The sequence below is a fragment of the Neobacillus sp. CF12 genome (genome assembly GCF_030348765.1).
Taxonomy (GTDB): domain Bacteria; phylum Bacillota; class Bacilli; order Bacillales; family Cytobacillaceae; genus Neobacillus.
This window is the reverse complement of record NZ_JAUCEU010000007.1, coordinates 6,112,106-6,137,180: the sequence shown is the minus strand read 5'-3', so window position 1 is coordinate 6,137,180 and position 25,075 is coordinate 6,112,106. Positions and strand designations below refer to the sequence as shown.

19 protein-coding genes are annotated in these 25,075 nt (G+C 35.5%); 5 read left to right on the top strand and 14 right to left on the bottom strand.

The window, feature by feature from the left end:
- Positions 1-4 precede the first annotated feature (4 nt).
- Together QUG14_RS29555 and QUG14_RS29550 are read right to left on the bottom strand one after the other, a co-directional pair.
- Complete coding sequence (locus QUG14_RS29555; RefSeq protein WP_289344004.1) at positions 5-3,205, bottom strand: UvrD-helicase domain-containing protein; 3,201 nt, start codon at positions 3,203-3,205, stop codon at positions 5-7.
- Positions 3,198-6,134: a PD-(D/E)XK nuclease family protein gene (locus tag QUG14_RS29550; RefSeq protein ID WP_289344003.1), complete on the bottom strand. Its 2,937-nt coding sequence runs from the start codon at positions 6,132-6,134 to the stop codon at positions 3,198-3,200. The genes QUG14_RS29555 and QUG14_RS29550 overlap by 8 nt, the downstream gene beginning before the upstream one ends.
- 162 nt (positions 6,135-6,296) lie before the next feature.
- Here QUG14_RS29550 and QUG14_RS29545 point away from each other — a divergent pair, with 162 nt between their 5' ends.
- On the top strand, positions 6,297-7,028 hold the full coding sequence (locus QUG14_RS29545) for a hypothetical protein (protein WP_289344002.1): 732 nt from the start codon (positions 6,297-6,299) through the stop codon (positions 7,026-7,028).
- Positions 7,029-7,222: 194 nt separating this feature from the next.
- Here QUG14_RS29545 and QUG14_RS29540 read toward each other — a convergent pair whose 3' ends face one another.
- Both QUG14_RS29540 and QUG14_RS29535 read right to left on the bottom strand, forming a co-directional pair.
- The gene (locus tag QUG14_RS29540; RefSeq protein WP_289344001.1) at positions 7,223-7,948 is read right to left on the bottom strand and encodes a CBS domain-containing protein; all 726 of its coding nucleotides are present in this window, start codon (positions 7,946-7,948) and stop codon (positions 7,223-7,225) included.
- A gap of 62 nt (positions 7,949-8,010) precedes the next feature.
- Positions 8,011-8,844, bottom strand: coding sequence for a deoxyribonuclease IV (locus QUG14_RS29535; RefSeq protein WP_289344000.1), 834 nt, complete (start codon positions 8,842-8,844; stop codon positions 8,011-8,013).
- A 109-nt stretch (positions 8,845-8,953) separates the two neighbouring features.
- On the opposite strand from QUG14_RS29535, the gene QUG14_RS29530 reads away from it, so the two are divergent.
- Positions 8,954-9,436: an HIT family protein gene (locus QUG14_RS29530; RefSeq protein WP_289343999.1), complete on the top strand. Its 483-nt coding sequence runs from the start codon at positions 8,954-8,956 to the stop codon at positions 9,434-9,436.
- Between the two features lie 65 nt (positions 9,437-9,501).
- Here the strand turns inward: QUG14_RS29530 and QUG14_RS29525 are convergent, their stop codons facing one another.
- The 10 genes from QUG14_RS29525 to QUG14_RS29480 all read right to left on the bottom strand — a co-directional run bounded on the left by QUG14_RS29525 (position 9,502) and on the right by QUG14_RS29480 (position 22,179).
- Entirely contained in the window at positions 9,502-10,836 is a 1,335-nt protein-coding gene (locus tag QUG14_RS29525) for a hypothetical protein (protein WP_289343998.1), read from the bottom strand.
- 2 nt (positions 10,837-10,838) lie between these two features.
- Positions 10,839-12,143 (bottom strand): hypothetical protein, encoded by a 1,305-nt coding sequence (locus QUG14_RS29520; protein WP_289343997.1) that lies wholly within the window; start codon positions 12,141-12,143, stop codon positions 10,839-10,841.
- A gap of 102 nt (positions 12,144-12,245) precedes the next feature.
- Positions 12,246-12,752 (bottom strand): C40 family peptidase, encoded by a 507-nt coding sequence (locus QUG14_RS29515; RefSeq protein ID WP_289343996.1) that lies wholly within the window; start codon positions 12,750-12,752, stop codon positions 12,246-12,248.
- Positions 12,753-12,877: 125 nt separating this feature from the next.
- Positions 12,878-14,335 carry a D-alanyl-D-alanine carboxypeptidase/D-alanyl-D-alanine endopeptidase gene (gene dacB, locus QUG14_RS29510; RefSeq protein WP_483310823.1) on the bottom strand — a complete coding sequence of 486 codons (1,458 nt, stop codon included), beginning with the start codon at positions 14,333-14,335 and terminating at the stop codon, positions 12,878-12,880.
- 86 nt (positions 14,336-14,421) lie between these two features.
- On the bottom strand, positions 14,422-15,441 hold the full coding sequence (locus tag QUG14_RS29505) for a YheC/YheD family protein (RefSeq protein ID WP_289343994.1): 1,020 nt from the start codon (positions 15,439-15,441) through the stop codon (positions 14,422-14,424).
- 48 nt (positions 15,442-15,489) lie between these two features.
- The gene (locus tag QUG14_RS29500) at positions 15,490-16,875 is read right to left on the bottom strand and encodes a UDP-N-acetylmuramoyl-tripeptide--D-alanyl-D-alanine ligase (RefSeq protein ID WP_289343992.1); all 1,386 of its coding nucleotides are present in this window, start codon (positions 16,873-16,875) and stop codon (positions 15,490-15,492) included.
- 10 nt (positions 16,876-16,885) lie between these two features.
- Entirely contained in the window at positions 16,886-17,956 is a 1,071-nt protein-coding gene (locus tag QUG14_RS29495; protein WP_289343990.1) for a YheC/YheD family endospore coat-associated protein, read from the bottom strand.
- A gap of 20 nt (positions 17,957-17,976) precedes the next feature.
- Positions 17,977-19,287 carry a YheC/YheD family endospore coat-associated protein gene (locus QUG14_RS29490; RefSeq protein WP_289343989.1) on the bottom strand — a complete coding sequence of 437 codons (1,311 nt, stop codon included), beginning with the start codon at positions 19,285-19,287 and terminating at the stop codon, positions 17,977-17,979.
- Between the two features lie 162 nt (positions 19,288-19,449).
- On the bottom strand, positions 19,450-21,432 hold the full coding sequence (locus QUG14_RS29485) for a hypothetical protein (protein ID WP_289343988.1): 1,983 nt from the start codon (positions 21,430-21,432) through the stop codon (positions 19,450-19,452).
- Positions 21,433-21,459: 27 nt separating this feature from the next.
- Positions 21,460-22,179, bottom strand: a complete 720-nt coding sequence (locus tag QUG14_RS29480; RefSeq protein WP_289343987.1) for a putative nucleotide-diphospho-sugar transferase — start codon at positions 22,177-22,179, stop codon at positions 21,460-21,462.
- Between the two features lie 220 nt (positions 22,180-22,399).
- On the opposite strand from QUG14_RS29480, the gene QUG14_RS29475 reads away from it, so the two are divergent.
- Genes QUG14_RS29475 through QUG14_RS29465 form a run of 3 tightly spaced genes read left to right on the top strand, consistent with a single transcriptional unit; the run spans position 22,400 to position 25,075 of the window.
- The gene (locus QUG14_RS29475) at positions 22,400-23,116 is read left to right on the top strand and encodes a glycosyltransferase (protein WP_289343986.1); all 717 of its coding nucleotides are present in this window, start codon (positions 22,400-22,402) and stop codon (positions 23,114-23,116) included.
- Entirely contained in the window at positions 23,113-24,210 is a 1,098-nt protein-coding gene (locus tag QUG14_RS29470; protein WP_289343985.1) for a polysaccharide pyruvyl transferase family protein, read from the top strand. Before QUG14_RS29475 ends, QUG14_RS29470 begins: the two co-directional genes overlap by 4 nt.
- Positions 24,211-24,259: 49 nt before the next feature.
- The gene (locus tag QUG14_RS29465; protein WP_289343984.1) at positions 24,260-25,075 is read left to right on the top strand and encodes a glycosyltransferase family 8 protein; all 816 of its coding nucleotides are present in this window, start codon (positions 24,260-24,262) and stop codon (positions 25,073-25,075) included.

Sequence of the window (25,075 nt, the reverse complement as noted above, 5' to 3'; positions counted from 1 at the left end):
CTTTTTAATAATTCACCAACTGATTGTTTTCAAGGAAATATAAACTTTCACTTTTTACTTTTTCCTTTGTTATTTCTTCCCATGCCTGTTTATAGAAGGTAAGTTGTGGACGATAAAAAGCTTGAAGTTTTTCATAATCTTCCTTCCTTTTTGCACGGTCGGTTTTGTAATCTACAATCTTCCATTCACCATCTTTTTTGTAGATGAGATCGATAATCCCTTTTACATAATAAGGATGTTGACCTTCTGGGTTCTTTGTTATTTCGCCATAAAGGGGATCTTTCTTTTCTACTTTTAACGAGAAAGGAACCTCTGTTATGACTTCATCTGCTGTCTGTAATTCATCCCATAGCTTAGAAGAACGAAGGTTGGTAAGATAATTTAAAACCTCATCTTCTCTTGAAGCTGGAATATCCTGTTTATTTAATGCAACTTTGATGTACTTTTGAACATCATGACCTTGAACCGCCTTTTCAAAAACATCATGAATAAGAGTGCCCCACTCTTTTCCACCGCCACCTTCTCGTTCAATATCGAAAACATCGGTAAAATCCTTATCCCTTGTTGGCGTCCAGCGTTCAAAGGATTCCACTTTGCTTTGCTCCAGCCACGCAAGTTTACTAAGTGTTTTTGCCTGATACTCGGCGAATGTAACTTCATTGGCTTCGATAGTTTCGACTCTCTCCATTTCAGGTATCTCCAATTCCTCGATGTTTTCCATTTCAAAAAGAACATTCCAAGGATTTTTCTTATTGTTTCCGTTCGCACTGATAACAAGAGCTTTTTCTGCACGGGTAGCGGCAACATACGTAATCCGAAGTTCCTCTTCTGTAAGGTAGATCAGTTCCTCCGCTTTATATGCCTCCCAATTAAGTGGGACGGCGATTTCCTTTTCTTGAAAGCCATTCTTTATGGTAAAGGTAAAATATCCTTTTGAGGAATAGTCTTCTCGTTTAATATGCTGTGATAAGAAGGACTCTGGATTCACCCGTTTGGCAGGGTGGGCTAAGAAGACAATCGGTGCCTCTAGTCCTTTAGCTTTGTGAACATTCATTACCCGAACCGCATCTGCCTCTTCTTCCATATTCGCAACAGTTGATTTTTCAAAAAGCAGCTTTGTTAGAGAATCCATTATTTGCTTATAGTTGGTATTTCCCGCTGCCTCCTGTTTACGGAGAGATTCCATCATTTGCAGCATATTTTTGTAGGTGCGTTTCCCACGTCCATTCTTTAGCAGCAATGGAAAAAAGCCAACTGTCTCCATTACAAAATCAATGGCGGCTGTAGGAGATAACTGTCGTATTTTCTGTTTACATAACTTTAATATCGTTAACGTATGGTTAAATTTTTCCTTCGTCATCGGGGAAATATCTTCTGGAATGCTACTATAAATAGAAAACCTGCCTTTTTTCTTTTTCCATTCATATAAATCTTGATCGCTGATTCCGAAGAATATCCCGCGCAGTACCGCAACAAAACCCACTTCATCTGTTGGATCTAAAAAGGAATTCAGTAAAATCCATAAATCTTGAAATTCTCGCGTTTCACCTAGAACTACCTCTCCCGAGATACTAACTGGAATTCCGCTTTCTTCTATCCTATTTGCATATACCGAAACGCCATCATTGTATCTGGTCAATACCATAAAGTCCTTTGCGCGATATCCTTTCTTGATCAGTGATTGAATAGTGAGTGAAATGTTTTCCGCGTCCGTCAGGATTACATCCTCTTTCTTACTGTAATCTGCAGGAACAGATAAACGTTTGATACCCGTAAATTCTCCCCCTTCATCGATGTGGTGTGCTTTCAAAGGACGATAGGCCGCTTGATGAAGCGTTTCGACTGCTGGCAAATGCTTTTCAAATACCGTATTAAACTCTTCCGTTACAGTATCTACAGATCTAAAATTCGTGATGAGCTGTAGTACTTCGCCTCCATGTTCTTCCATTAACTGTTTCACTCGGTTGTACGTGTCAATATCCGCTCGCCGGAATCGATAAATGGCTTGTTTGGGATCACCGACAACGAACAGTGAACCTGCTCTTGGTCTGCACCTTGTCCATACTTGTTCATCAGGATTCTCACTTGTTAGGTAAAACATAATCTCAGCCTGAATCGGGTCTGTATCCTGATATTCATCCACGAGTAAAAAGCGATACTTTTCTTGAAAATACCTTCTGACTTCAAGGTTTTTCTTTAACAATTGAGAGGTGTGCATCATTAAATCTTGGAAATTTAGTAATGAACGCTCCTTTTTGAGGGTTTCATAGACCGATAAAGCTTCTTGGATGAATCTCACTATTTGTGGATGGCAATATTCCTTCCAAGCTTGAATCAAAGGCTTAATTGATACTTCGAAAAATGAAGTGATTTTCTCTTCATAAAACTTTGCGTCTTCCTTTGAGTGCCAGTTTTTTAAGGTTGGCTTTACGTTTTTATTAAACAGTTCAAAGATACTAATGATATTCTTTTCTTTGGTGACATCCATCAATCTCTCTTTTTGAATGGCCATGATAATTGGTTTTTGTAATTTATCATAACCACTTGGTGGCTCTTCCACTGGAAAAGCTTTCTCGGCTTCTTTGAGCAGGTTCATAAACCTAGTAAACTCAACGGATAAACTAGGTTTGGGGACAGATTCTGTTATCCACGCAACATCCGAATATTCCTTTAGTTTTTCTACCCATGGAAAAATCTGATCAACACTTATCCCTAAATCATTGACCTGGTCAAAAAGATGTGGCTTTTCATCCATTACGTCCTTTAAAAACTTCTGCCACGCTTCCTCCAAAAGCTCCAAATCATCTGTCTCTTCTAGTTCCTTAAAGGTTAAATCCAAATGAGTTTCTATTGGCCGTTCGCGAAGTAACTTGGCACAAAAGGAATGGACCGTACCTAGAAAACAGCGTTCACTATTTTGAAGTGCCTCAGCTAACCGGAACTTGAGATCAAGATCACTTTCCTTTTTCCACGCTGCTTCTAATTTCGATTGGAAGCGCATCTTTAATTCGTCGGCTGCTTTTCGTGTAAAGGTAATCGCAACAATCTCTTGAATTTCTGCTGTACCAGTGATAATTAGGTTTACCATACGGTCAACGAGACTGGTTGTTTTACCAGATCCTGCACCCGCTTCGACTAAGAAATTCGTATGCAACTCTAATTTAATTTTATCCCTTGCAGCCTGATCGATAATCTGATTAGTCATATGCACGAACCCCTTTTAGCTTTTGATTGGACTGCTTTCGCTCAAGGGCATCTTTATCATAAAAGTGGCGACGGCAAACCAACTTGTATTCACAAAACTTACAATCATTTTCATCGTCTGTCATTTCAAAATGTCCATTTTTAATGACATCAATTAACTTTTCCAAAATATCTAAACCATTCGCTCGTAATGTAACATCCTGCTTCCTCGTAAATCGCTGGGCCAATCCCTTCATAGTCGGAAAGTAATATGAACTTTCCTCTACAGCACCCTCACCAAGATTTAAATGCTGCTCAATCGCTAACGCATAAATCATATGCTGCAGCTGACGTCCGCCTTTAAAGGCTTTATTTTTCTCATAGCCATAGGTACTTCCAGTTTTATAGTCAATAATATGGTACCTGCCATCAAGGGATTGATCAACACGGTCAATAATCCCTGAAACCTTCACTTCTCCTGATGGAAGAGTAATAATCGCTGGATCAGTATCTCCGATTCCAAATGAATATTCGAAATGAAGCGGTCGATAGTTCTCGCCATGAATCTCTTCTTCCTTAAGGAAGATATCGCAGCAAACCAAGATATCATTTACTTCCCGCTTAAAAATGCGGTCATTCGGCGGTGGCAGTATTTCTTTTTCTTTTTCGATCAGGTTTACCGCAATGGCCATGATATTATCGTAATGTAAGGCGTAGGTGGGTTTAACGTTTTGTTGTGTAATTTCCTTATAAAACCTTTCAAAAATGCTGTGAAGCAGACTTCCACGGGTTGCCGGGTCCAGCCATTTATTCGCATCATACGAAACCTCTTCGATTGGCCTCACCCTTAATACCTCTTTGAGGAAGTAAGAATACGGGCATCTAGCAAGTGTCTCAAGTTTTCCAGCGCTCATTTTCTTTTCCTGATTGGTACTTGGATCATGGTCTGCTTCAATTTGTATGAATCCATCAAATTCGGAATAGCTTTCGGAATAACGAGCGATTTCCGCTGAAAGACCTTCTTTCACATTTTTAAAATGATTTAGAATTCCTTGGTTAAGTTTTGTTGGAATATCCTGTACTAACTTTTCATTCCAATAATCTTTATCCTCAAAGATCTCACTCGCAGTAAGCTTAGAGGAATATGATTTTAAGTCTTTGAATTCTGCGTCTTTATTGCCACTAACCATCCGATAGCATTGTAAGATTACATATGCAGGATTTACTACTCGATTATCATGAATGGAAAAATCACAATAGCTTACTGTAACAGAACCTGTTGAATGCGCTAGAGCTTGCAGAAGCATATATGTATTTTCCATACCCCTATCACGAAGTAAAGGCAACTTGTTTCCTAGTGCAATACGCTCAGTATCAAGCAGCAATGGATCCTCTCCCGAATTTCCTGGAAACTTCCGATTATCAAGTCCAACGAAAAATACATTTGCCGTACTGTTGTATACACCTCTTTTATAAGAAGTAACATGGAGATGTCCTGGTTTTGGACGTGACTGATTTACCCTGATTGAGAGCAGCAAGTCATTGATTTTTTCAAACAAAACATGCATTGAAAGTTCCTCATCACTATAGGGAACGATTTTTTTGATTATTTCCAAAAGGGTAGCTTTTGAAACTTCATCGAGTGACGAACTGCTTTTACTATAATTCTTTATAAAATAGGCAATAGCCGCTAAACATTTTTTAAAATTTATGGATTCATTGAATTCTGGAAGCTTTTTAAAAATCTTCGAAAACCATTGATGTAACCACATGATTTCAATAGAAGGACTCTCACTTTCCTTTAATCGTTCCATTTCCTTTTCAAGTATTGAATTGTAACGATTCTGCGACCAACCAATCTGTAACTCTCGAAGCACTCTGCTGATCTTCGATTTTGAGGGTGTATCTTCACCGAGATCAATTAACCCTTCATTAAGTAAACCAATAAAGGTTTGAACACTATAATTTGACTGAATCCAAGAGATCAATCCGGACACCAACCGCCCTGGCCGGCTAAATGAGACTGGTAACCCATCTCCAAATGTAATTGGAATATTAAGTTTTTGTGCCAAGTGGAAAAATGGTGTTATGTAAGAATCAGCATTTGTATAGTAAACAACACAATCATCAAGTGGTGCTTTTGAGGCTTTTATTTTTTCGAATACATGTTTTACTTCGAGTTCCTCGGTTTTTGAGGTGAAGATCTCTAAACCTTCATATTTATCGCCTGCTTCATCAAATTGATAAAGGTAGCTTAACGGTGTTGGCTCTCCCCAGGATATCGAAGATAAGCTAGGTCTCTCAGGAATATTTACCCCTAAAACAGGTGCAAGAGGAAGTTTGAATGAACCTTCGGGTAAAATCTTACTTAGAAACTGTTCTTCAAGATGACTTAGATGCAAATTGGATTGTAGGATAAAGACCGCCTTTTCATTCCTTTGTGCAAATTCAATGGCAGTTGTGAGGATTGATGCTATATCGGTAAACTGATTGGCAACAAGTAAGTTTTCGTATTCAGATAGAATCTCAACTAAATCATCCGCTTTTTCAGACGCTAAGAAAGCCTCTTTTTTTAGAGTTTCCGCATTGTAACCTGCAAGCCTTAGGGTCTGAATGGTCGAATATATAGCATGACTAAAAGATGGAGTAATCTCCATACCTGAAAAATAAGTGAGTTTCCCTTGATTCTTTAATTCCTTCAGAATCGTGTATGTAAAATGGACGCCGACAGTCCCATCTAGTACTTTTATTGGATGTTCACTATTCAATTCCGCTAAATTCATAGCCAGATTATGTAAAGTCTTAAACTTTAGATTGATCCCGCGATAGCCTGCTTTGATAAAAGCTTCGTTGATTTGTTCTCCGATTTCAAAGGAATCCACGATAACAATTTTCTCTTTTATAAGAAATTGAGTACAGATTTGGTTTAGCTTATTAACTAACGAATTCATGGTACCCCTCCATCACAGTTCACATTGTTGGTCACATTATATCATTTTACCCATTCAAGAAGACAGAAAAATCCATGTTTTTACAAAAATGCATGGAATAAACATATTTACAACCATGTTGGAGATAATAACTTCGATTACCCTTGAAAGGATGGGATGTTAATGTCGTTAGAATGGTTTGACAGAGTTTGTGGCGAGCTTCAAGATCACCTGGAATCGATTTGTGAAGAATATGATCAGGTCGGTCAAATGTCAATTGAAAGAGCTGCCAAACACCCGAGGATCGAGTTTTTTGTAGAAACAGAAGATGTTAATACCAAAGATGTCGATAGAGACTATTTTTGCACATTGTTCTTTGATCCTGGGAACGAAGAATTTTACATCGATACCTTTGATGTTGACAGTGGGCATACTGCTAAAGTCATCCTTTCGGACATAGAAGAAATAATCGATGAAGTACACGCTAGTCTTCATGATTATATGAATGATGATGATCATTACAGTGATGATGGTGTCTACTTAATGTCAGACGATGTGTATGAAGACAGTGAAGACTGTTATGAAATGGCCGATGACGATGGTGTCGAGTATTATGAGGCTGAGCAGGTTAATGATGATGATATTTTTGAAGAAATCGATGTGGAATGGAATACTCCTGAGGTAACTGCTTTCAAGCATGAAGATGAAGTCGAAGTGACTTATCAATTTGGGGTTGTTCCGGAAACAGGTGACGGTGTCCTGAAACGAATTAACCGAATTTGGACAACCGATGATGAACTAATTAAAGACGAATCCCATTTCATTTTCAGCAAAGAAGAAGCAAGCACCATCATCGCAATGATTGCCAGCCATATGGACCAATTGAGTGAATTTAACTTTGATGATATGCCATAATAGGAAAAGCGGAAGCGCCTTGTCCAAGGAAAAAAGCAGTTCATTTTTTCCCAGGGGCGACAGGCATAAGACCAACCGGCGAGAAGGTTGCTTTTTACCTTCTTGACGGATTGGCTTAGACCTGAGAGCCCCTAGGCGCTGTAGCTGGACAATAAAGAGAGGAGCATACCTAATTCGGTATGCTCCTCTCTTTATTAATCCACAGCATAGTCAATATCAATTAAGTCCCAAGGTGTAATAATACCAAGTGGAACCTCGTCTTTTTTTCCGTTCTCAGTAATTATCAAAGCTTCTAACTTCTTCTTCACTTTATGTGATTTACCAAAAATAGTTTCTACATCAAATATATTTGTGCTTTTCGCCACAAATTCAATCGGGTGATCTTTTTCGTATTTCATAATATCAAAAATATGTGTATCAGCTAAATTTACAGAACTGCTCACCATATTCTGTGCCATCCATTTTACAATGGATCCTGCTGTTAACAGTCCAATGAATTCTTTGTTCTTATATATCGGAAATTTCGAATAGTTATACTGACGAATTGCTTCTGTCACCTTAAGAATGCTGTCATTATAATCAAAGTAGAGGACTTTCTTGGTTGCAATCGATAAAGCATAAATAGGGCGATTAAACACATTCGCGATTTTCTCAATATGCTCGACCACTTTCGCATTCGGTTCAGCGATATAATATCCGACTTCCATTTTTTCATGGACAATAGCGTTTCGCAGTTTTGCATATTGCTCTAAATCCTTTTTAAATGTTTCAATGACTTGATATTTCTTCGCGCCAACCTTGACTAATACTACAAATCTATCATCATTAATTTTGACAATATCCTTCATGGCATCGTGCACTTGATTAAAGGCCACCTCAAAACGTTCAGATAAAATTTGTCCTTTTTTCATTTGTTTCATCATCTATCCCTGCCAATATGTTTACTTTTACCTTTAATTATATATTCATTGGTAAAATTAAACTATCTCCATTTTTCATAGAGCTGTTCGATTTCTTCCTTATGGGTAATGCCTTCATCATCAGGTGTTTCTAACACAAATGGGATATGTTTTACGATCGGCGACGTGACGATACCTTTTAAAGATTCCTCTTTGATTAGACCATTTTGGAAGATGTTTGCATGACGATCCTTCTTCGAACACGTTGGATATTTTGAATTATTGAGGTGAATGATTTTTAGATGTTCAAAGTAAGCAAGTTCTTGACCTTGGGTAAAAAATTCTTCTGTATTTTCTCCATTCCAAAGTCCACTTGCGAACATATGACAAGTGTCGAGGCAAAACCCGATTTTCTCTGGATAATCAGCCAAATGTCTAATCTGGACTAATTCTTCAAAAGTTGTTCCAAGAGCCCCTTTTGTACCAGCGTTATTTTCGATTAATAGCAAACATTCGCCGTCCCATTGACTTAGGACTGCATTAAGCATTTCAAGCATTAGATGATAACTAGCGAGTGGGTCAGTTTTGCTGATTTGACTGCCGAAATGGACAACCACACCAATCGAACCGCAGGCGTCTGCAATTTCTAGATCATTTAATAACGATGCAATCGTTAATTCCTTTTTATCCTCGGAAGGAGATAGACTCGTTGAGTATGGAGTATGAGCCACCGAAACAATACCATACTCCTGGCAAAACTCTTTACAACTCGCAGCATCACCGCGGTCAAAATCCTTTACCGAAAGACTTCGTGGGTTTTTAGGAAAATATTGAAAAGCAGAAGCGCCGTAAGAAGCAGCGCGTTTTGCCGCACCTGAATAACCGTTCCTAATACTTACATGACAGCCAAAAATCATACAATCCCACCGCTTTTTTTAGTGTTAGATTCTGCATTTAGTGTTTAAACTATTCTTTTTTCGTATGATGTTGTAAGATAATTCAGGATACTTTTGAGGGGGAATAGGGATGAGAAAGTTAACATTATCAAGTGGGAAAACTGTAGAAGTCGAATGTTTAAGTTGTGCCTTAACTAGTGGATTGATTGAGCCGGATGGCGGCGTTATTCTTGAAACTGAATATTTCCACGCTCATCAAGATGTTGCTTACCCAATTGAAGGGCTGGTCATCCTTGCATCAAAAAGACATGTAAAATGCTTAGATGAACTTACAGACGAAGAAAGATTGGATTACATAAATGTTATGACGAGAATTAGAGAGGCTCAGCGTAGAGTTTTAGGAATTGAGTATGTTTATTACTTTTACAACGAAGATACTACCCATCATTTTCATACCTGGATGGTACCTCGGTATGATTGGATGAATGAATTCGGCCGATCTGTTGAATCTATTCGACCTGTCCTGCTTCATGCAAGAAATCATAAGAACACGATAGAAAATAATCAAAGGGTTATGTCAGCCATCGAAGCCTTAAAAACAGCATTAAACTAGAAGAACAGACTTTCGAAAAAAGTCTGTTCTTTTTTTCATCTTTCAGTATTTGTTTGTAATGTTAGTTAATAATTAATAGCTTCTTCTTCACTTTTAGCCAATTCGGATTGTTCAATTTCATAGGATGCTACCAATGCTAATATTGCCTTTTGCACCAATCGAAACACAGAAAACTCAGGATTTAACTCAAGCATTGTAAGGATTTGATTAAATTTTTCTAAAGGTGATCCTCCAAGTATTCTCTCAAAATCTTCCTTCGTAAAATCAGCAAATCCATGGCCACTTACTCCCTCATGCCGCAGGTCTAAAAATTCTTCCAATTTATTATTATTAAAGAATAGATAAAGTTCAGCAAAATATTTATCGCGGTCAGATAGACGTTCCAGGCCCACACACTTATCCCTTCGAATCTTAACCTGCTGTCTTTCTTCAATAGACCGAATTTCTTGTTTTAATACATTCATATAACGATGGAAGTGTTTTGATAGGTTTCCTGTTCTAGGTATTCTTAATGAATACAATGCATTTTTGCGTATAAAAAATTGTCTCTGCTCATCACTCGTATTCCAATTAATATCCCAGCCAATCGAATAGAGAAGTGTTTCTTCTGCAAGTCGATAAAAGAGAACAATAAAATCGATTAAATCATTTTCCTTATATAAAAAATCCGCATAATTATGTAGATAAAAAATGAATGCCTTTTGATCATTTTTCCAAAGACCTTCGATTCGTTCCACATATTCTATTTCTTCTGGATCATTTTCTTCATTTATTGTTTTTAGTACATCATTTAATATTTGGAAATACATGGTACCGTTACGGTTTGGTATATGTAAACTTTTTAAATATTCCCCTAAATCAAGAAGATGAATAATCCTTTGGTCTTTAAAATGATTGAAAGTAATCAATTTTTTTGCAGCCGTAAAGTTTCCGGAAATAACCAGTTCGTGTATATGCTCATAAAGATTTTGTGAAAGTGCCTTACCTTCCGATTCATGATTTTCAGCTGCCATTTCGCCTTTTCCCGTTAGAAAGATAACTTTTTGATGAAAACGCTGCATCAGTGCATGTGATAAAAGATGTTGAAAACTTTGATTACCTTCGGTTAGGAATGTATAAACCTTCGTAAAACGATCTTCAATGTTATTGATAACATTCTCAATGTGGTTCTTTCTAATAGTAAGATTTTCACTCTCCTCTATCGGTTCTAGCAAATGGGTAAAGGAATAATCAATATAATTGAAATTTAATCCTTCCACTTGTTTTTGAAAATCCGTTTCTTTATCGGTAAAAATAAGGATTTCAAAATCCCTGCATAATTCTTCTGTATTTATTACGGTTTGAATAACACGTAAAAAATCATTCCCTGTTATCCAACGATATATAATGAGCCCCTTCATTTCTACTTTTGTCCTTTCAAGAGAATAGTGGAAACTAACTGAATGAGCATTCGATTAATGTCCATAATATTTTCGTCAAGTGGATTTCCCAAATCTCTGAATAGCAAAGAGGTATCCATAAAAAAGCGCTTTTTTGCTCTTTCCATTGTTGCATGGGATGTTCCAAAGTAGGAATGCCAAAGTTGCTTCTTATCAACACCCTTTCGTGAGTGTCCAATAAAACTTTTATTTCGAACATTTAACGTTTGGGCGACGTTTTGACTTTTTAAGTAAAAGTAGGCACCATACATGCCATCAATTTCCCAATTGTCATATTTATGTTCAAGTTCATCCACTACTTGATAGATGGTTGATTTTTTCTTACTTTGAACGGGAGAGGGGACTACCTGTGCATGATGTAATAGGTAATATAAAATAGCTTCACGCGCCCTATAGAACCGAATTAAAAAAGATGTAGTATCGTCAATATCGATATAAACATCCAATTGTCGGTATAATTCAACTATACGGTTAATATCCCGCGTTTTATTATCCTGAGATAATAGTAGGGATAATTTTTCACTCGTCTCTTCTAATAAGGGGTGGGAGAGCATTTCTCTGGCCTGTATTAGATGGTTAAATGCATCCTCAAATGCAAAATTAAACCGATCAATCATCATTTGAAGTAGATATTTAACCCCTAACACTTCTTTTGTCTGTTCAACATCGCGAAGCAGTTCCAAAGCCGTTTGGTAATCATGATCCATAATAAATACCCGAAATTCCCTTTCCCAATTTCGTATATTTGGTTCAGAATTTGTATGAGTGATATGCAGCTCGTTATTCTCATAATAAAGACTAGCATACCTGTCCCCAAATTTTTGTAAGCCTTCAAGGAAAATAGCCTGGAATGGTACAACATCACCAAAACCAACTATCTGTGTAAAATGTTCAAAAGGAAATCTCTTAAACAGCTTATGGGTCAGAATATCAACTTCTAATCTAATATCCTCGTATGCAGCATGCTCTGAAGTGGGTATCAAAACCGCCTCGACTTCCCAGTCATCAATGTATTCCTCAATGAAGGCTTCTAATTGCTTTTCGATTTTGAGCATACCTCTTTTATCGATAGAATCATCAACTAAAAACCAGGTAAAGATTGCTCTGTCTTTTTGTTTTAATTGACTGAGTATGGGTGGAAGCTTTTTTACTTGTTCTAATAGTGTATCAAGTGGTATTTCCCAGTTAGAATCTTTATTTTCTACATTCTTTGCTTTCTTAATAACACCTGAAAACAAAATCTGTGGTATAAGCAATTGTTTCTTCATCTATTCTCCTATTAACGTAAGTTTCCTGCCAACCAAAACTTTTGGCTGGTAATGTAATGACATTTATCAGTATAATTTAAAATTGGTTTAGATTAAATCCCTTCATCCACTTATACTATCAATCTTGTATTTGGAATGTACCAGACTTATCAACTTAGAATCCATTATATGTATCGGTGTGACATCTCCTGTAACTCGTTCTTTGACCAAATCTATCCCAATATGTTGATAGGCTTTATCAATAATTTCTGAACAGATATAGCGATCTTGTTCATGAACAATGATATTCCAACGAAAATATTTTTTAATCCCAATGGATAAAAGTCTCCACCAGTCATACCCCTTAGAGGTTCTGCATTTTTCTAGTAAGAAGTTTCTTAATTCCTCTTTTTCATCATTTGTTAATTTGCGATTTAATCGATCCAAGCTAAACTCTGTATAAGGGTTTTTCATTACTTTCATCGTTGTAAAAATATCAACCTCACAAATATGTGTATCATCCATTGCAATGGTAACATGCGTATAATCGGATTTTAAGAAGAAACGAATAAAACGACTTTGATAACAATCACCTTTCACAAAAAGGAGATCACCTACTTCCATTTTCATGCTCTCACCTCGCACCTAGTTATTTTATACCAGTTTATATTTACTATATTTTAATAGGTAACCGTAGTTTTGAGTACATGTTTTTTCAATTTAATAAAAAAATCCCTTTTTCAGGGATTTTTGATTTACGTATTTGCTAATTGATGAACGATACGATCTTCGATTTCTTTTCCTTTTTCCTCATCAACCAGATTATTTAATAGAATGGAAAAAATAAGTATTTCTCCTTTTTTTGTTTCTACATAACCGGATAAGGTAGAAACAGTAGAAATGGTTCCTGTTTTTGCTTTAACGTCCAAGCCGTCCATTCTTTTTCTCAAGGTTCCTCCCACCATCCTGTCACGCTTACCAGCTACTGGCAAAGATTTCAAAAAAGCAGGAAACCATTTTTCCTTCTGAACAGTATATAATAGCTTAGAAATTTCGTTAGCTGGAATTAAGTTTACATGTGAAATGCCTGAGCCATCTCTGATCACTAATGTATCTGGATTCACACCTAATTTAGGCAGTTGTTCGTTTAACACTTCTATCCCTTTTTCCCAACTTCCTTCTCCTTTTCTTACTTTTCCCATTTCTTTAATTAAGATTTCCGCATGTCCGTTATTGCTAAGCTTCATAAAAGGGATGAGAAGTTCCGATAATGGGAGAGAACGATGACTAGTAAGAATATCGGCCTCCATTGGTGTATCACCAACCCTAGATGTTCCCGAAAGTTTGATTCCTTGTTTTGCTAATTCTTGCTTAAAGAGGTCAAGAACAAATTGAGTCGGTTCCCAAACTGCTATCCATTCTTTCTCGACTTTTGCCCCAATTGGTAGAAACCCTTTCACAAGGATGGTATTAGAAGCGTGGTTTCGTTCTATTGTTAGATTTTTCTCTCCATCCGGTGACATAGTCACTGCTTGATTAACGATTTTTACATAGTTTGTTTTGTGTGAGAGCTTAATTTGTGCGGGATCGCCTACTTTCAAACCTGGAGATACCTCGACAATGATGGTTCCAGAATCAAAATCTTTATTTGGTGAAACTGTGAGAGCTGAAATTTGCGCTCCATAATAAGCGTACTCATCACTCCAAATTAAGTCTGGAGATAAACGAACCTTGTCGAACCAACTGTCGTCCGCTATTAGATCTCCCTCGATGTTTTTAATCCCACCGGAATGGGCAATATCCTTAGCCAAAAGTGTTAAATCTTCTTTTAAAAGTGTGGGATCACCAAATCCTTTTATATACAGATTCCCCTTTAGTATATTTCCGTACCTCTTTCCATCTAATCTGATTTCTGTTCTAAATACATGTTTCTCTCCTAAGACCGACAAGGCTGCTGCTGATGTTAAGAGCTTCATATTTGAGGCAGGTCTCATACGGACATCCCCATTATGCTCATATAAAACTTCCCCAGTTTTTGCGGAACGAATGCTTATTCCTGCAAGCGCTCCATTTAAAAGTGGCTCTTCCTGTAAGAGTTTACTAATCTCTGCTTTTACTAATTGACCTGATTCATTTGCGTATGAATATGTAGAAGGCGGTATCAATGCCGCCAATAATAAAAATAACAAGATTCTGATGCCACTTTTTTGCATTATGTTCAAATGATTCCACTTCCTAGATTGTTTTTTAGTAGATATCATTCCCTGTACAACTTATTCTAAAACAAGCTAAAAAAATCTTACCTTATACCAATTTCATTTATAAGAAATTTACAATAAGGAATAAGGCGTTTGGCAACGTCAAATTCTCTATTTTTTGAACCTGGTCTCCAATTCACTTCAAATAACCACAGTCTTTGGTTTGCATCAATCGCTACATCTAAACCTAGCTCATCAAAGGAATGTTCATATAAAGTATCAAAATGCGCAGGAAAGGATAAAGCAAAAGCCTCGAGGCTTTCCTTCACCTTTTTTGAATCTTCATCAAATTCAGCTTTTAAAAAGGAGGCTAATTCTCCCCGGTAGCCACCACTACTAATATTACTTATCATTTTTGCATTTCCACTAATTCGTGGATAAATTAAGGTGATTTCCCATTGCCCTGCACCATTTTTTTGAACATGTAATCTAAAATCATACGTAAGACCATTTTTTGTTTTACATTCAATGAAAGGTTGCATCAGAAACTTTTGTGCTGACAAAATAGGCTGAAAGTATCTGTTAAGTTCTTTTTCATTCATGTACATTGTGTTGAATCCTTCTGTTACTTTATACTGTTCCTCCGTTTTTTCGATAAAAAACACCTTTTTCCCATGATTACCAGATAAAGGTTTTATTACGGCTCTGTGCTGATTTTCTAGAAATGAAATAATTTCCTCTGACATGAGTAGAGTCGTGGAAGGGATTAAATAAGAGGCGAACACTTTTGCTTTTTTTACTTTTTTATAGACTTTCATTTTGTTCCCTACAGGAAAGCTTGTAAAAATGGTATATTTTTTTAACTTCTTTACTATTTTTGACTGGTTCTCCGTTTTAGGATTACAGCTGTTTATTACAACAGCAGGAAAATCTACTTTTTTTCGAATCCACTTTCCTTCCTCATACATCCAACCATTAATCTTCATGTTGTCAAAGTCCACATTCTTAAATGAGAAGTAAAAAAAGTGAATCCCCTCCATTTTCGCAACGGCCGCAAAGGGATACGCCTTTTTTACATCTGCAGGATTTTCCCGGTTGTGGAGCATACCGATACCTTGCAAATTCATCACATCCCTTGAAAAGTGTTTAAATTAGTCTATGAAGAATATTTAAGTAAATCGGTATTTTTCTATGACCCTTCGGTAGGCAGGGTCCATTTTGCCAAGTGACATTTTAAAGAGTATTATCATCTCCTCCGTATGAATCTCGGCTAATTTGGATTCTAATTGATCAGCATTTGCAACGGAATGAACCTTGCTTGGGTCCATCCCTAAGCGAATAGCGTTTTCACCTGTTAACTTTGCTGAGGGACCAATGGTAATTAAATGATCTACTTCACCGTAGTCCATAATCGTTTCCCCCATTTTGAGGTGTTGATTTGTTAATTGTGATCCTAGACGCTGCATTTTACCTAGAACAAGAACCTCTTTTTTACCATTCGAAACTTTTTTAAGAACTTCTAAGGCTGACAATACTGAACTAGGATTACAGCTCCATGTATCGTCAATAACGGAAATTCCTTTTGAGTGATACAGTTTCACATGACGCTCCATTGTTTTAAACGTCTTCAATCTATCAATTGCATCTTGGATTGGGATACCTATTAAACTTACTGCTGCGATGGCTGCTAGACTGTTATAAACATTGTGCTCGCCATATCCTGGGATTACCACTTCATATTGGACTTTATTAACATGTAATGTATATACCATTCTGTCATCTTCATATCGAATCGTATCTGCTCTAAAATCGGCTTTCTGATACTGACCGAATGAAAGAACACTTCCTTTGAATAAACCGGTTGGTAATCTTTTTATATTTGTATCATCAGCATTAATAATTAATGTTCCGTTTTCAGAAAGAACTTCTAACATTTCTCCCTTTGCTCTTATATATTTTTCTAACGTTTTGCATCCCTCTAGATGTGCTTCACCGATATTTGTTATAATTCCGATCGTTGGTTTAAAATATCTTCCGCTTGACCTAATATTTCCGGGATAGGCTACCCCCATTTCAAAAACTGCCGCTTCTGTTTGTTCATTAATCCCCATTAAATAGTGTAAATTTAAATGAAGGCCATTTTGACTAAGCATTGTGGAATGAACTTGTAAGTATTGTTTTAAAATATGCTTAATCATATCCTTTGTGGTTGTTTTTCCGCATGTTCCTGTAACGCCAATCACTGGAATAGAAAAAAGGTTTCGGTAATATTCGATAAATTGGTAATATGACTTCTTACCATCCGCAACCAATATAACCGATGCCGATTTATCAACCATACTAAGAATTTCCATATTTTCAGTTACAATTGTATAATTCGTTTTTCCCACTAAGGAATCAGAACTTATACTTTTTTTATTCACATTAAAATAAATAGAATATTCGCTGATATTTTTTATTAATTTTGCAACCTTGTTTATTTCAAATTCAGCGTTTCCTTGAATCATTTGGCCATTTATCACTTCAACAATATCTGCAAGTTTGAGAGTCTTCATAAAATTACTCCTAATCAATCTTGGAATCAAAAAGATACCGCGCATAACTGATTGGTGTTGTATATGTTGCTTTCCATACTTCATGCATTTTAGCTTTTCCAAATGTTATTCTAAGATCGCGGCCATTACATTCAATAAACATGGGAAATCCTTCATTCGTTAAACCAATATCCAGCCCAACATCTGCAAGGTTAGGGAAATACTTATTTAATTCAGTTACCGCTTTAATGGAAAGTTCTTCAATTGATTGGTAGACTTCGTTAATGTCCCAGTGAGAAAAATCATTTAATAGTTCAGTAAGCGTTTTACAGGTACCACCTTTTGCAACATTTGTTACATAATTTCCTTTTTTAGCAACCTTTCCAACCACACCAGTTACCTGCCATTCTCCTAATCCATTTTTTTGAACGGAAACACGTAAATCAAAAGGACTTTCTTGATACTCAGCAAGTGAAATTCGTTCCTGAATGATGTAATTTTTATTTGTGACCTTTTTACGAATGATTTCTGGCCATTCGTTCGCAAAAGTCTCTCTCTTCTGGTTGGTACAAACTTCCCAACGTTCACTATCCTTTTTTTCGACCATAACAACCCCGCCGCCTAGACTTCCACTATTCGGCTTAATGATTAGTTCATTATGCTTCTCCATCATTTCGATGAAATTTACCGAACTTGCTGCTTTCGTTTCAGGCAAATGGGGCTGCAACTCTTCATTTTTCATAAGAATAGTATGAATGTCCCATTTTCCATATCGGTTCCAATCATTAAAAATAATAACCCCCGTTTTCTGAAGGTTCTTTATCTTTACCTTTGATTCATTCCTAAAAAAAAGTCCTCGATTATGAATTATTTTGGGTATGGTGATGGTTTTCAATTCATATTTTCCCTTGTTACCTTTAACTAACGCACTAATCTGATCAGTCTCAATCGTTATATCTTTTAACCGAAAAAAGCAAGGACACAGCCCAAATTGGATACAGGCTTCTTCATAAAAACTGATATGTTCAAAATAAGACCTGTTCGTCTTAATTCCACTATATATCAACCCATCTACTAATATTCCAATGGTCGGAGCATTCATATTCCTAATCTCCTTTTTTACTAAAATCCGGCTAAAGCTTTCGCATAGCGAAAAGGTGTTACAAATAAAAGTCTCCTTAAGGTATAATTCTTCACTTTAGCCAGGCTATCATAGCCGTACCGTTTATTCACTTCTAAAATCCACACATTTTTATCTTGATCAACAATACAATCGATTGCTACATCCCCGTATGTTCCTACACATTTATCTAATTCTATACAAACTTTTTTACATTTATCATAGATTTTCGTTTGAATCTGTACTGCTTCTTGATGATTGATTCCAAACAATAATTTAATCGCTTCAAGGCCCATCATGAGTTTTTCAACATATTTTAAATTGGTAACAATCTTGTCTTTCTTTGCCACTCTGCCGATCATGCCTTGACATTCCCACTGTTTTAACCCATTTTTTTGCATATATACTCTAAAGTCAACATTTCTATCTCCTATCGTGGTGGATACACCTTGTTGTATGATGTATTTCCGACGAATAAACTTCCCCAAGAACAGATTTAGATCAGTTAGTTCGCTAATAACCGTTTTTATGTCATTTTGATTAACAAAGACATAATTTCCCTGGACATCCATAGTTACATTGAATATCCCTCTGCCTCCTTCACCTTGAGGAGGTTTTATATAGACAGTCTGATGCTTTTTTAACATCAAATTAAGTTGTTCGAATCCTGTAAACTTCTCCGTTTCGGGAAAAACCTCTTTCAAACTTTCATTCCTTGATGCATAATCCGGCAGTTCCCCTTTACAAAAATAATAAGAGTTAATAACCCTGTCACCAATTTGGGAAATTAAATCATTATATCTAACAGTATCAATGGGATGCCGTTTATACACGACATTTGGATAAGGGAAAATTCCATAAATCCAACGTGTGGCAGAATTTTCTCCTAGTGGATTATAATAATATCCTTCAATTTGTTTTTTTTCGATATCTATACCTCTTGCAGCACAAACATAGATAATGCCGTTAATACTTTGATATTCAGAAAAACGACCTTTTAGCCTATCTAATCTCTTAGGGGTTAATTCACTAGGCTTTAAGTAAGCAACAAACGCAATGACAGGGCCCAAGGATAGTACTCGCCCGTCGATGACCAACTCATAAGGTATATCCTCTGGCAGCGTAAGTCCATTTTGCATAGGCGGAACACCTATTGTGTCTTCTGGCAATTCCTCATGGATATTCACTGCCAGCTCCCTAGAATATCCGCCAATTTTTAAAATGATTCTTTGAGAAACAATCCTGTATTTTTCTATCAGTTTCATAGAAATATTGATTGTATCTTGATTCTTTTGTAGACGTATAAAAACCATTGGATTTACCTCCGCTAAAAAAACCTAAAAAGTTTCCTTATTATTACATGCAAAAATATATCCATTGTCACGGCAGTTTCCCTAGAATAAAAAAATAACAAAAAAGCACCTATATATAATAGATGCTTATAAAGTACTTAACCTTTTATTGGCTAACCCATTCTACTTTATTTTAAAATAATCATAAAACCAATCCTGGAGATTTTCAGAAATGGCATGATAACTTCTTGCAGAAATGGAACTTTTTATTTTTCTTTTCATCATCGTATTGTTGTCCCCATGTACAACAACCCAGGTAACGAGAGGGTAATTCACCATTTTATAGTTTTTATTTTTCAGATAATTTGTTACCTTCCCGTGTGGTAGAACTACCCATTTAAATTTAGACTTCATCACATCTCTTTTCATAGAGGTTCGAGGGAAATCACTATTACGAAAATAAAAAACTGAACTGCTTCCACATCCAATATAAAAACGTTCCCTTACCCATATCTGTTTATTTTTTATATTCGCCATACAACCAGTGTTCATAACAAATGCATCTATAATTGGATGGGATCTAATAAATTCTACAAATCGATGGTGAATCCAATCATCTGCATCTAGAGGCATAAAGTATCCTGAGAACCCGCTTTTCCTTAAAAAGGCTCCAATCACTCTACGTTTACGAAACTTGTCACTGCTATATTTACGAATGGAGGTTGGAGGGGAGAAACGAACAGGCAGCCATGTAACACGCTCATGGTTCATTTCTTTTATATTTGGTTTTTCATGACCAGCAATGACGATTCTAAAATTTTGGTCAGAATTGTTTATGATTGACCTTAGTGTTCTTGCTAAGTTGTTTTGAACCCTTGTCCAATTTCGGGATGACCTTTTACTTTTTAGCGAAATAGCAAAGGCAACTTCTGCATCATTTGATTTGTTATATCCATCAATTTTTAGGTTTTCAAAATAATCATCAACCTGATCCAAATGTTCCAAAGGGGTTTGTTTTACATTGTCCGATGAAAGGTCCCTCTTTATTTCCTGCTCATGGTTCATTTCACCTTTTTTTTTTATCATCGTATAGATTTGAAGATCAGACTCACTTGAATGTTTAAAAACTACTTCATCCAAATATTGGGTTGTTTTAATAATGGCTTCAAATCGTGTGATATTCCTTTGCTTGGAATTTTTTTCAAGTGATTTCATTCCCGAAAACATACGGGCAACCCATCCTGCAAAGCCATATTGACCTGCCTCTCCAGATCTGGGTAAACGGTTACTGTCCCAGAAATCATCTTTCCAATTATCCCACTTCCCTGAAATTCCTAGACGCCATAATAACTCAACTTTATCTCTTCGGCCATACCAAAAGTCTTCATTAAATTCCTCTTTGGCATCCATTCTAAAAATTAATTGCGGCTCTTCCACCGGCACAGGAATAAAGTTATCTGCTAAAAGTTGTGTATTATCTAAAACTCTGGTCATGGGAACTGCAAAATACTTTAGGTGTGGTTTTGAAGAGACATCAGAACATATTTGCAGCCAAGCAGTTTGAGTGACAAAGCAATTACCATCCCAGGGTAAAATCCATTTGGCTCTAGTTCTTCCATCACGTAATGCTGTGTTTCGAGCGCCATTTACGTTCATTACATATTTATTTTTGTTTCTAATGATGGCAGTCAATATCCTTTTTCTTCTTTCTTGATTCATATTTATATATTCTTTACTCTCCAAATAGCTTGGAGTAGGAAGGAAACTCGTGTCTAACTCAATATTTTTGTACTCTTCTTTAAGAAAAGGGATATGAATAAATTCTTGATTGTATCTTTTTAATATTTCAATGATTGCTTGCTCTACTTCTTTATCAAATATTCGGTTAACAATCCATCTTTTCTCGCAATTTTCTAATTCTGATTCATTTTCTAAAATAAATTGAAGGTTTCTAAGTGTTTGTCCTTTTTGATGACGTGGATAGAGGTCATTACCAATAATGCGATAAAGAACAAAGGTATTCTGCATTTTATCTAAACCTTTTTCAACATAATCTTCTTTCAAATAATCTAAGTTTTTTAGGTTTTTTGTGGAGTTTTTCTTAGTTCTTTTACTAGTCTTCCATTTACGATTCGTTTTCTTATTATTTGTTGTCCGTCTTTTCATTTATTATTTCACCACCCATCAAGAGATTTATGGTTTACTATCATAAGTTTTATATTTTTCGATATTTCTCAAGAATAAATGATAGCTTTTCCTCATTCTTTGTAGTCGTTTCCACCACTTTAATCCACAGTGATGTAAGATAATTGGTTTCTTGGCGACATCATACCGATTAGGTCTACTATTCCATTTAACATGTAAACTTCCAATTACGGGCGTATATTTGGTTGGACCTTTATAAGATAAAATTCTTATATTTCTATTCCTAAATCCAAGAAGCTTTAAGAAGGCTTGTTGATCCCACCATTCATCCCTTCGTTTCTTTTTGTGTCTCCAAACAGCCTCTAATATTTCAATCGTCTTTGGATCACGTTTCACCACAATTACCCCTGAATTTGGAAAAAGTGGTTTTCTTCTATGATAACTTGTCATATAAACAACATGGTCAGTAGTTAATTCATTTCGGATATCATCTTTCGGATCAACAATAATGCTATCCGAATCCATCCACATGACAATTTCATAATATTTTAATAGGTTATAAAGCAAAAATATTTTATGTTTTTTAGCCATTTCATTTGGAAGAAGTTTTTTTTTATAAAACAAAGTATCAATACCATGGAGTTTTCCGTAATACTCCACCGTTGGTTTCATTATTTCTAATGCTGCCACATGATTCTTACCGGTGGCCAGACAGCATATTACCATATTGCTGTTTGGTGTTAGTGAAAAATCATAAGAAGGAATCATTTTTTCACTCCTTTAATCACATTTTAGAACGTTTATTTTTCTAGAATAAAAATCCCCATATTTTTTCTTTATATACTATTCATTCCAAGAATAAATTGGCAGGGTATATTCTCATATTATTTCTAGATTTCTGACCATTTTTCAAAATTATTGGTCTTTACAGAGCACTTTCACTGCTTGACTCATATATTAATAAAGAAGTGTGAAAGGAGGGTTTATAATGGTGACATTAATCGCATGTACAATTCGAGATAACATGATGAATAATATATTTGAAAACTTTTCTAGACAAATGTGGGAAGAAAAAGAATTAATTATTATTCTAAATAATGACAAAATGGAGATTTCAAAGTGGAAGGAAAAAGCCGCAGGTTATGAAAATGTAACAATCTATCAACTTCCACAGGAGAAAACACTAGGAAATTGCTTAAATTTCGGAATTGAAAAAGCTAAATTTGATATTGTAGCCAAGTTTGATGATGATGATTACTATTCTCCTTACTATCTAACAGAGGCTATGAAAATATTTAATAATACAAATGCACAGCTAGTAGGCAAGGGAAAATCCTTTATGTATTTTGAGAGACAAAAACTTTTAACCATTCGGAGACTTGGTACCGAGAATAAAGCCGGGAAAAGTTCTCTAAAAGGTGGGACTTTAATCTTCAGGAAAGAGATTTATCCTAAAATAAAATTCCCTTCGAAACGAGGCTCAGGGACAGACAGTGCATTTGTAACTTTATGCAAAAGAAAAAATGTTAGAATTCATACAACCAGCAGGTATAACTATGTTTATATACGAAAAAGAAACAGCAATTTCCATACTTTTAAACGGTCAAACAGATTATTAAGACAAAGAAGTCAAATCATAGGAAGGGTAAAAAACTATAGACAATTCACAACAAAAGAATTTTTTATGGAGAATGAATCAACATGAAAAACGTATTATATTTAGGATGGCTGGGCTATAAAAATATCGGTGATGAGTTAATGTGGGAAATCTTCAAACAAAAATTTGATGAAAAGGTGGACAAGAGTAAATATAGGTTATTCCCTTCTGATAAAAATAGATTATCAATGATTAAACGAAAAAAAATGGTATTAAGGCATTATAATACGATCGTTTTGGGTGGAGGTTCTTTATTAACTCCTAGCTACATTAATATTTTATATCATGCCATACAAATAAAAAAGGACATAGAAATTATCATTTGGGGTAGTGGTATTGACTGGATTGAGAGAAGGGATTTAAAAAAACTCCTGATTGGTAATGAGATGATAGAGCAAAAAAAGGATAATGAATTTAATGTTTTTAGACATAAAGATTTTAAACTAAAACTACAAATAGTGCTAAATCATGCTAAATTTGCTGCTGTACGAGGCAACTATACTTTTGAAGTTTTAAAGAACATGGGGTTGAACCTAGATAATGTCCTAATCTCGGGTGATCCGGGGCTATTGGTGAAAACTCCTAATAATCAAGGTACCATTAAAGAAAAAGGTTTAGTTGCTCTTAGCTGGGGAACTGCCAAAAATAAATTATTTGGGAAAAACGAGAAAAAAATAGAGGATGAACTAGTTTTAGTTGTAAAGGATTTAATAGATAAAGGGTACCATTTTTGCATATTTCCTGTTTTCGAAAAAGACATTGTACCTTGCCAACGCCTTTATAATAAAATAGCTGATGAAAAACGGGTAGAACTTAAAACAACACTTTATAACCAAAATGAATTACTTATCTTGATGCAAAAGTGTTCTTTTACGATTAACTTAAAATTACATGCAAACGTTCTATCAGCAGTAGCAGGAATCCCTTTTATAGCATTAGGATATCGGTTTAAAACCTTTGATTTTGCAAACTCCATTGGTTTGGATGACCTTGTTGTCCCGACCGATGACTCTAACATTCACCTTAGCATATTAAATCTAGTTAATTATATAGAAGAACATCAAGATATTATGCAGCACATCCCTCCTCTACAACTTGAATGTGAAAAAAAGTTGGATCAAATTTTCACTCTATTTACCTAAAGAATTCTATTTTAGTGGATAAGTCAGATTGAGAAAGGAGGAAAATTGCGTGGAAACAATTCATATAGTAGCTGTAAGTAATGATGAATTTGCAAAGCATACTGCTGTAATGCTGAATTCATTATTAGTAAACAAAGTCTCTAAAAATGCTATAAAAATATATATTATCGGCTTACTATCTGATGAAAATCAAATTAGATTGAATAAATCTGTAGAAAAATATGGTATTAAGATTAGTTTCTTTTCAATTGACCAATCATTATTTAAAGATTTTAAGATTAGAAATCACCTAAAAGTGGAGGTTTATTACCGACTTTTGATCCCCGAGTTATTATCAGAGGAAATAGATAAAGCCATTTATTTAGACAGTGACCTTATAGTAAAAGAGGATATTACTAAACTTTGGGATATTAATATCGAAAATGACTATTTAGCAGCTGTTAAGGTTCATTTAACTTCCAGCTTAAAAAAAACATGCCAATCCCTCTCAATCCCACCTAGTGCTGGATATTTCAATAATGGAGTTTTTGTTCTAAACTTAAAAAAATGGCGGGAAGACAATATATCCAATTTAGTTATCGATTATTTAAAAGTTAATCATTTAAAATTAAGATGGTTAGAACAAGATGCTCTAAATGCCCTTCTGTATAATAACTGTTATAAGTTAGATCCGAAATGGAATTTAACAACGAATATGAGTTTAAAATTCCGAAAAGACAGACGTAAATATAAAAGAAAGCAAAAACAAACTCCTCCCGCAATCATCCACTTCACCGGCCCCAGGAAACCATGGAATACAGGGCACCATCTTCAAAACGAATATTTCAACTATTTAAAAATAACTTTATGGGATGATAACAGTTAA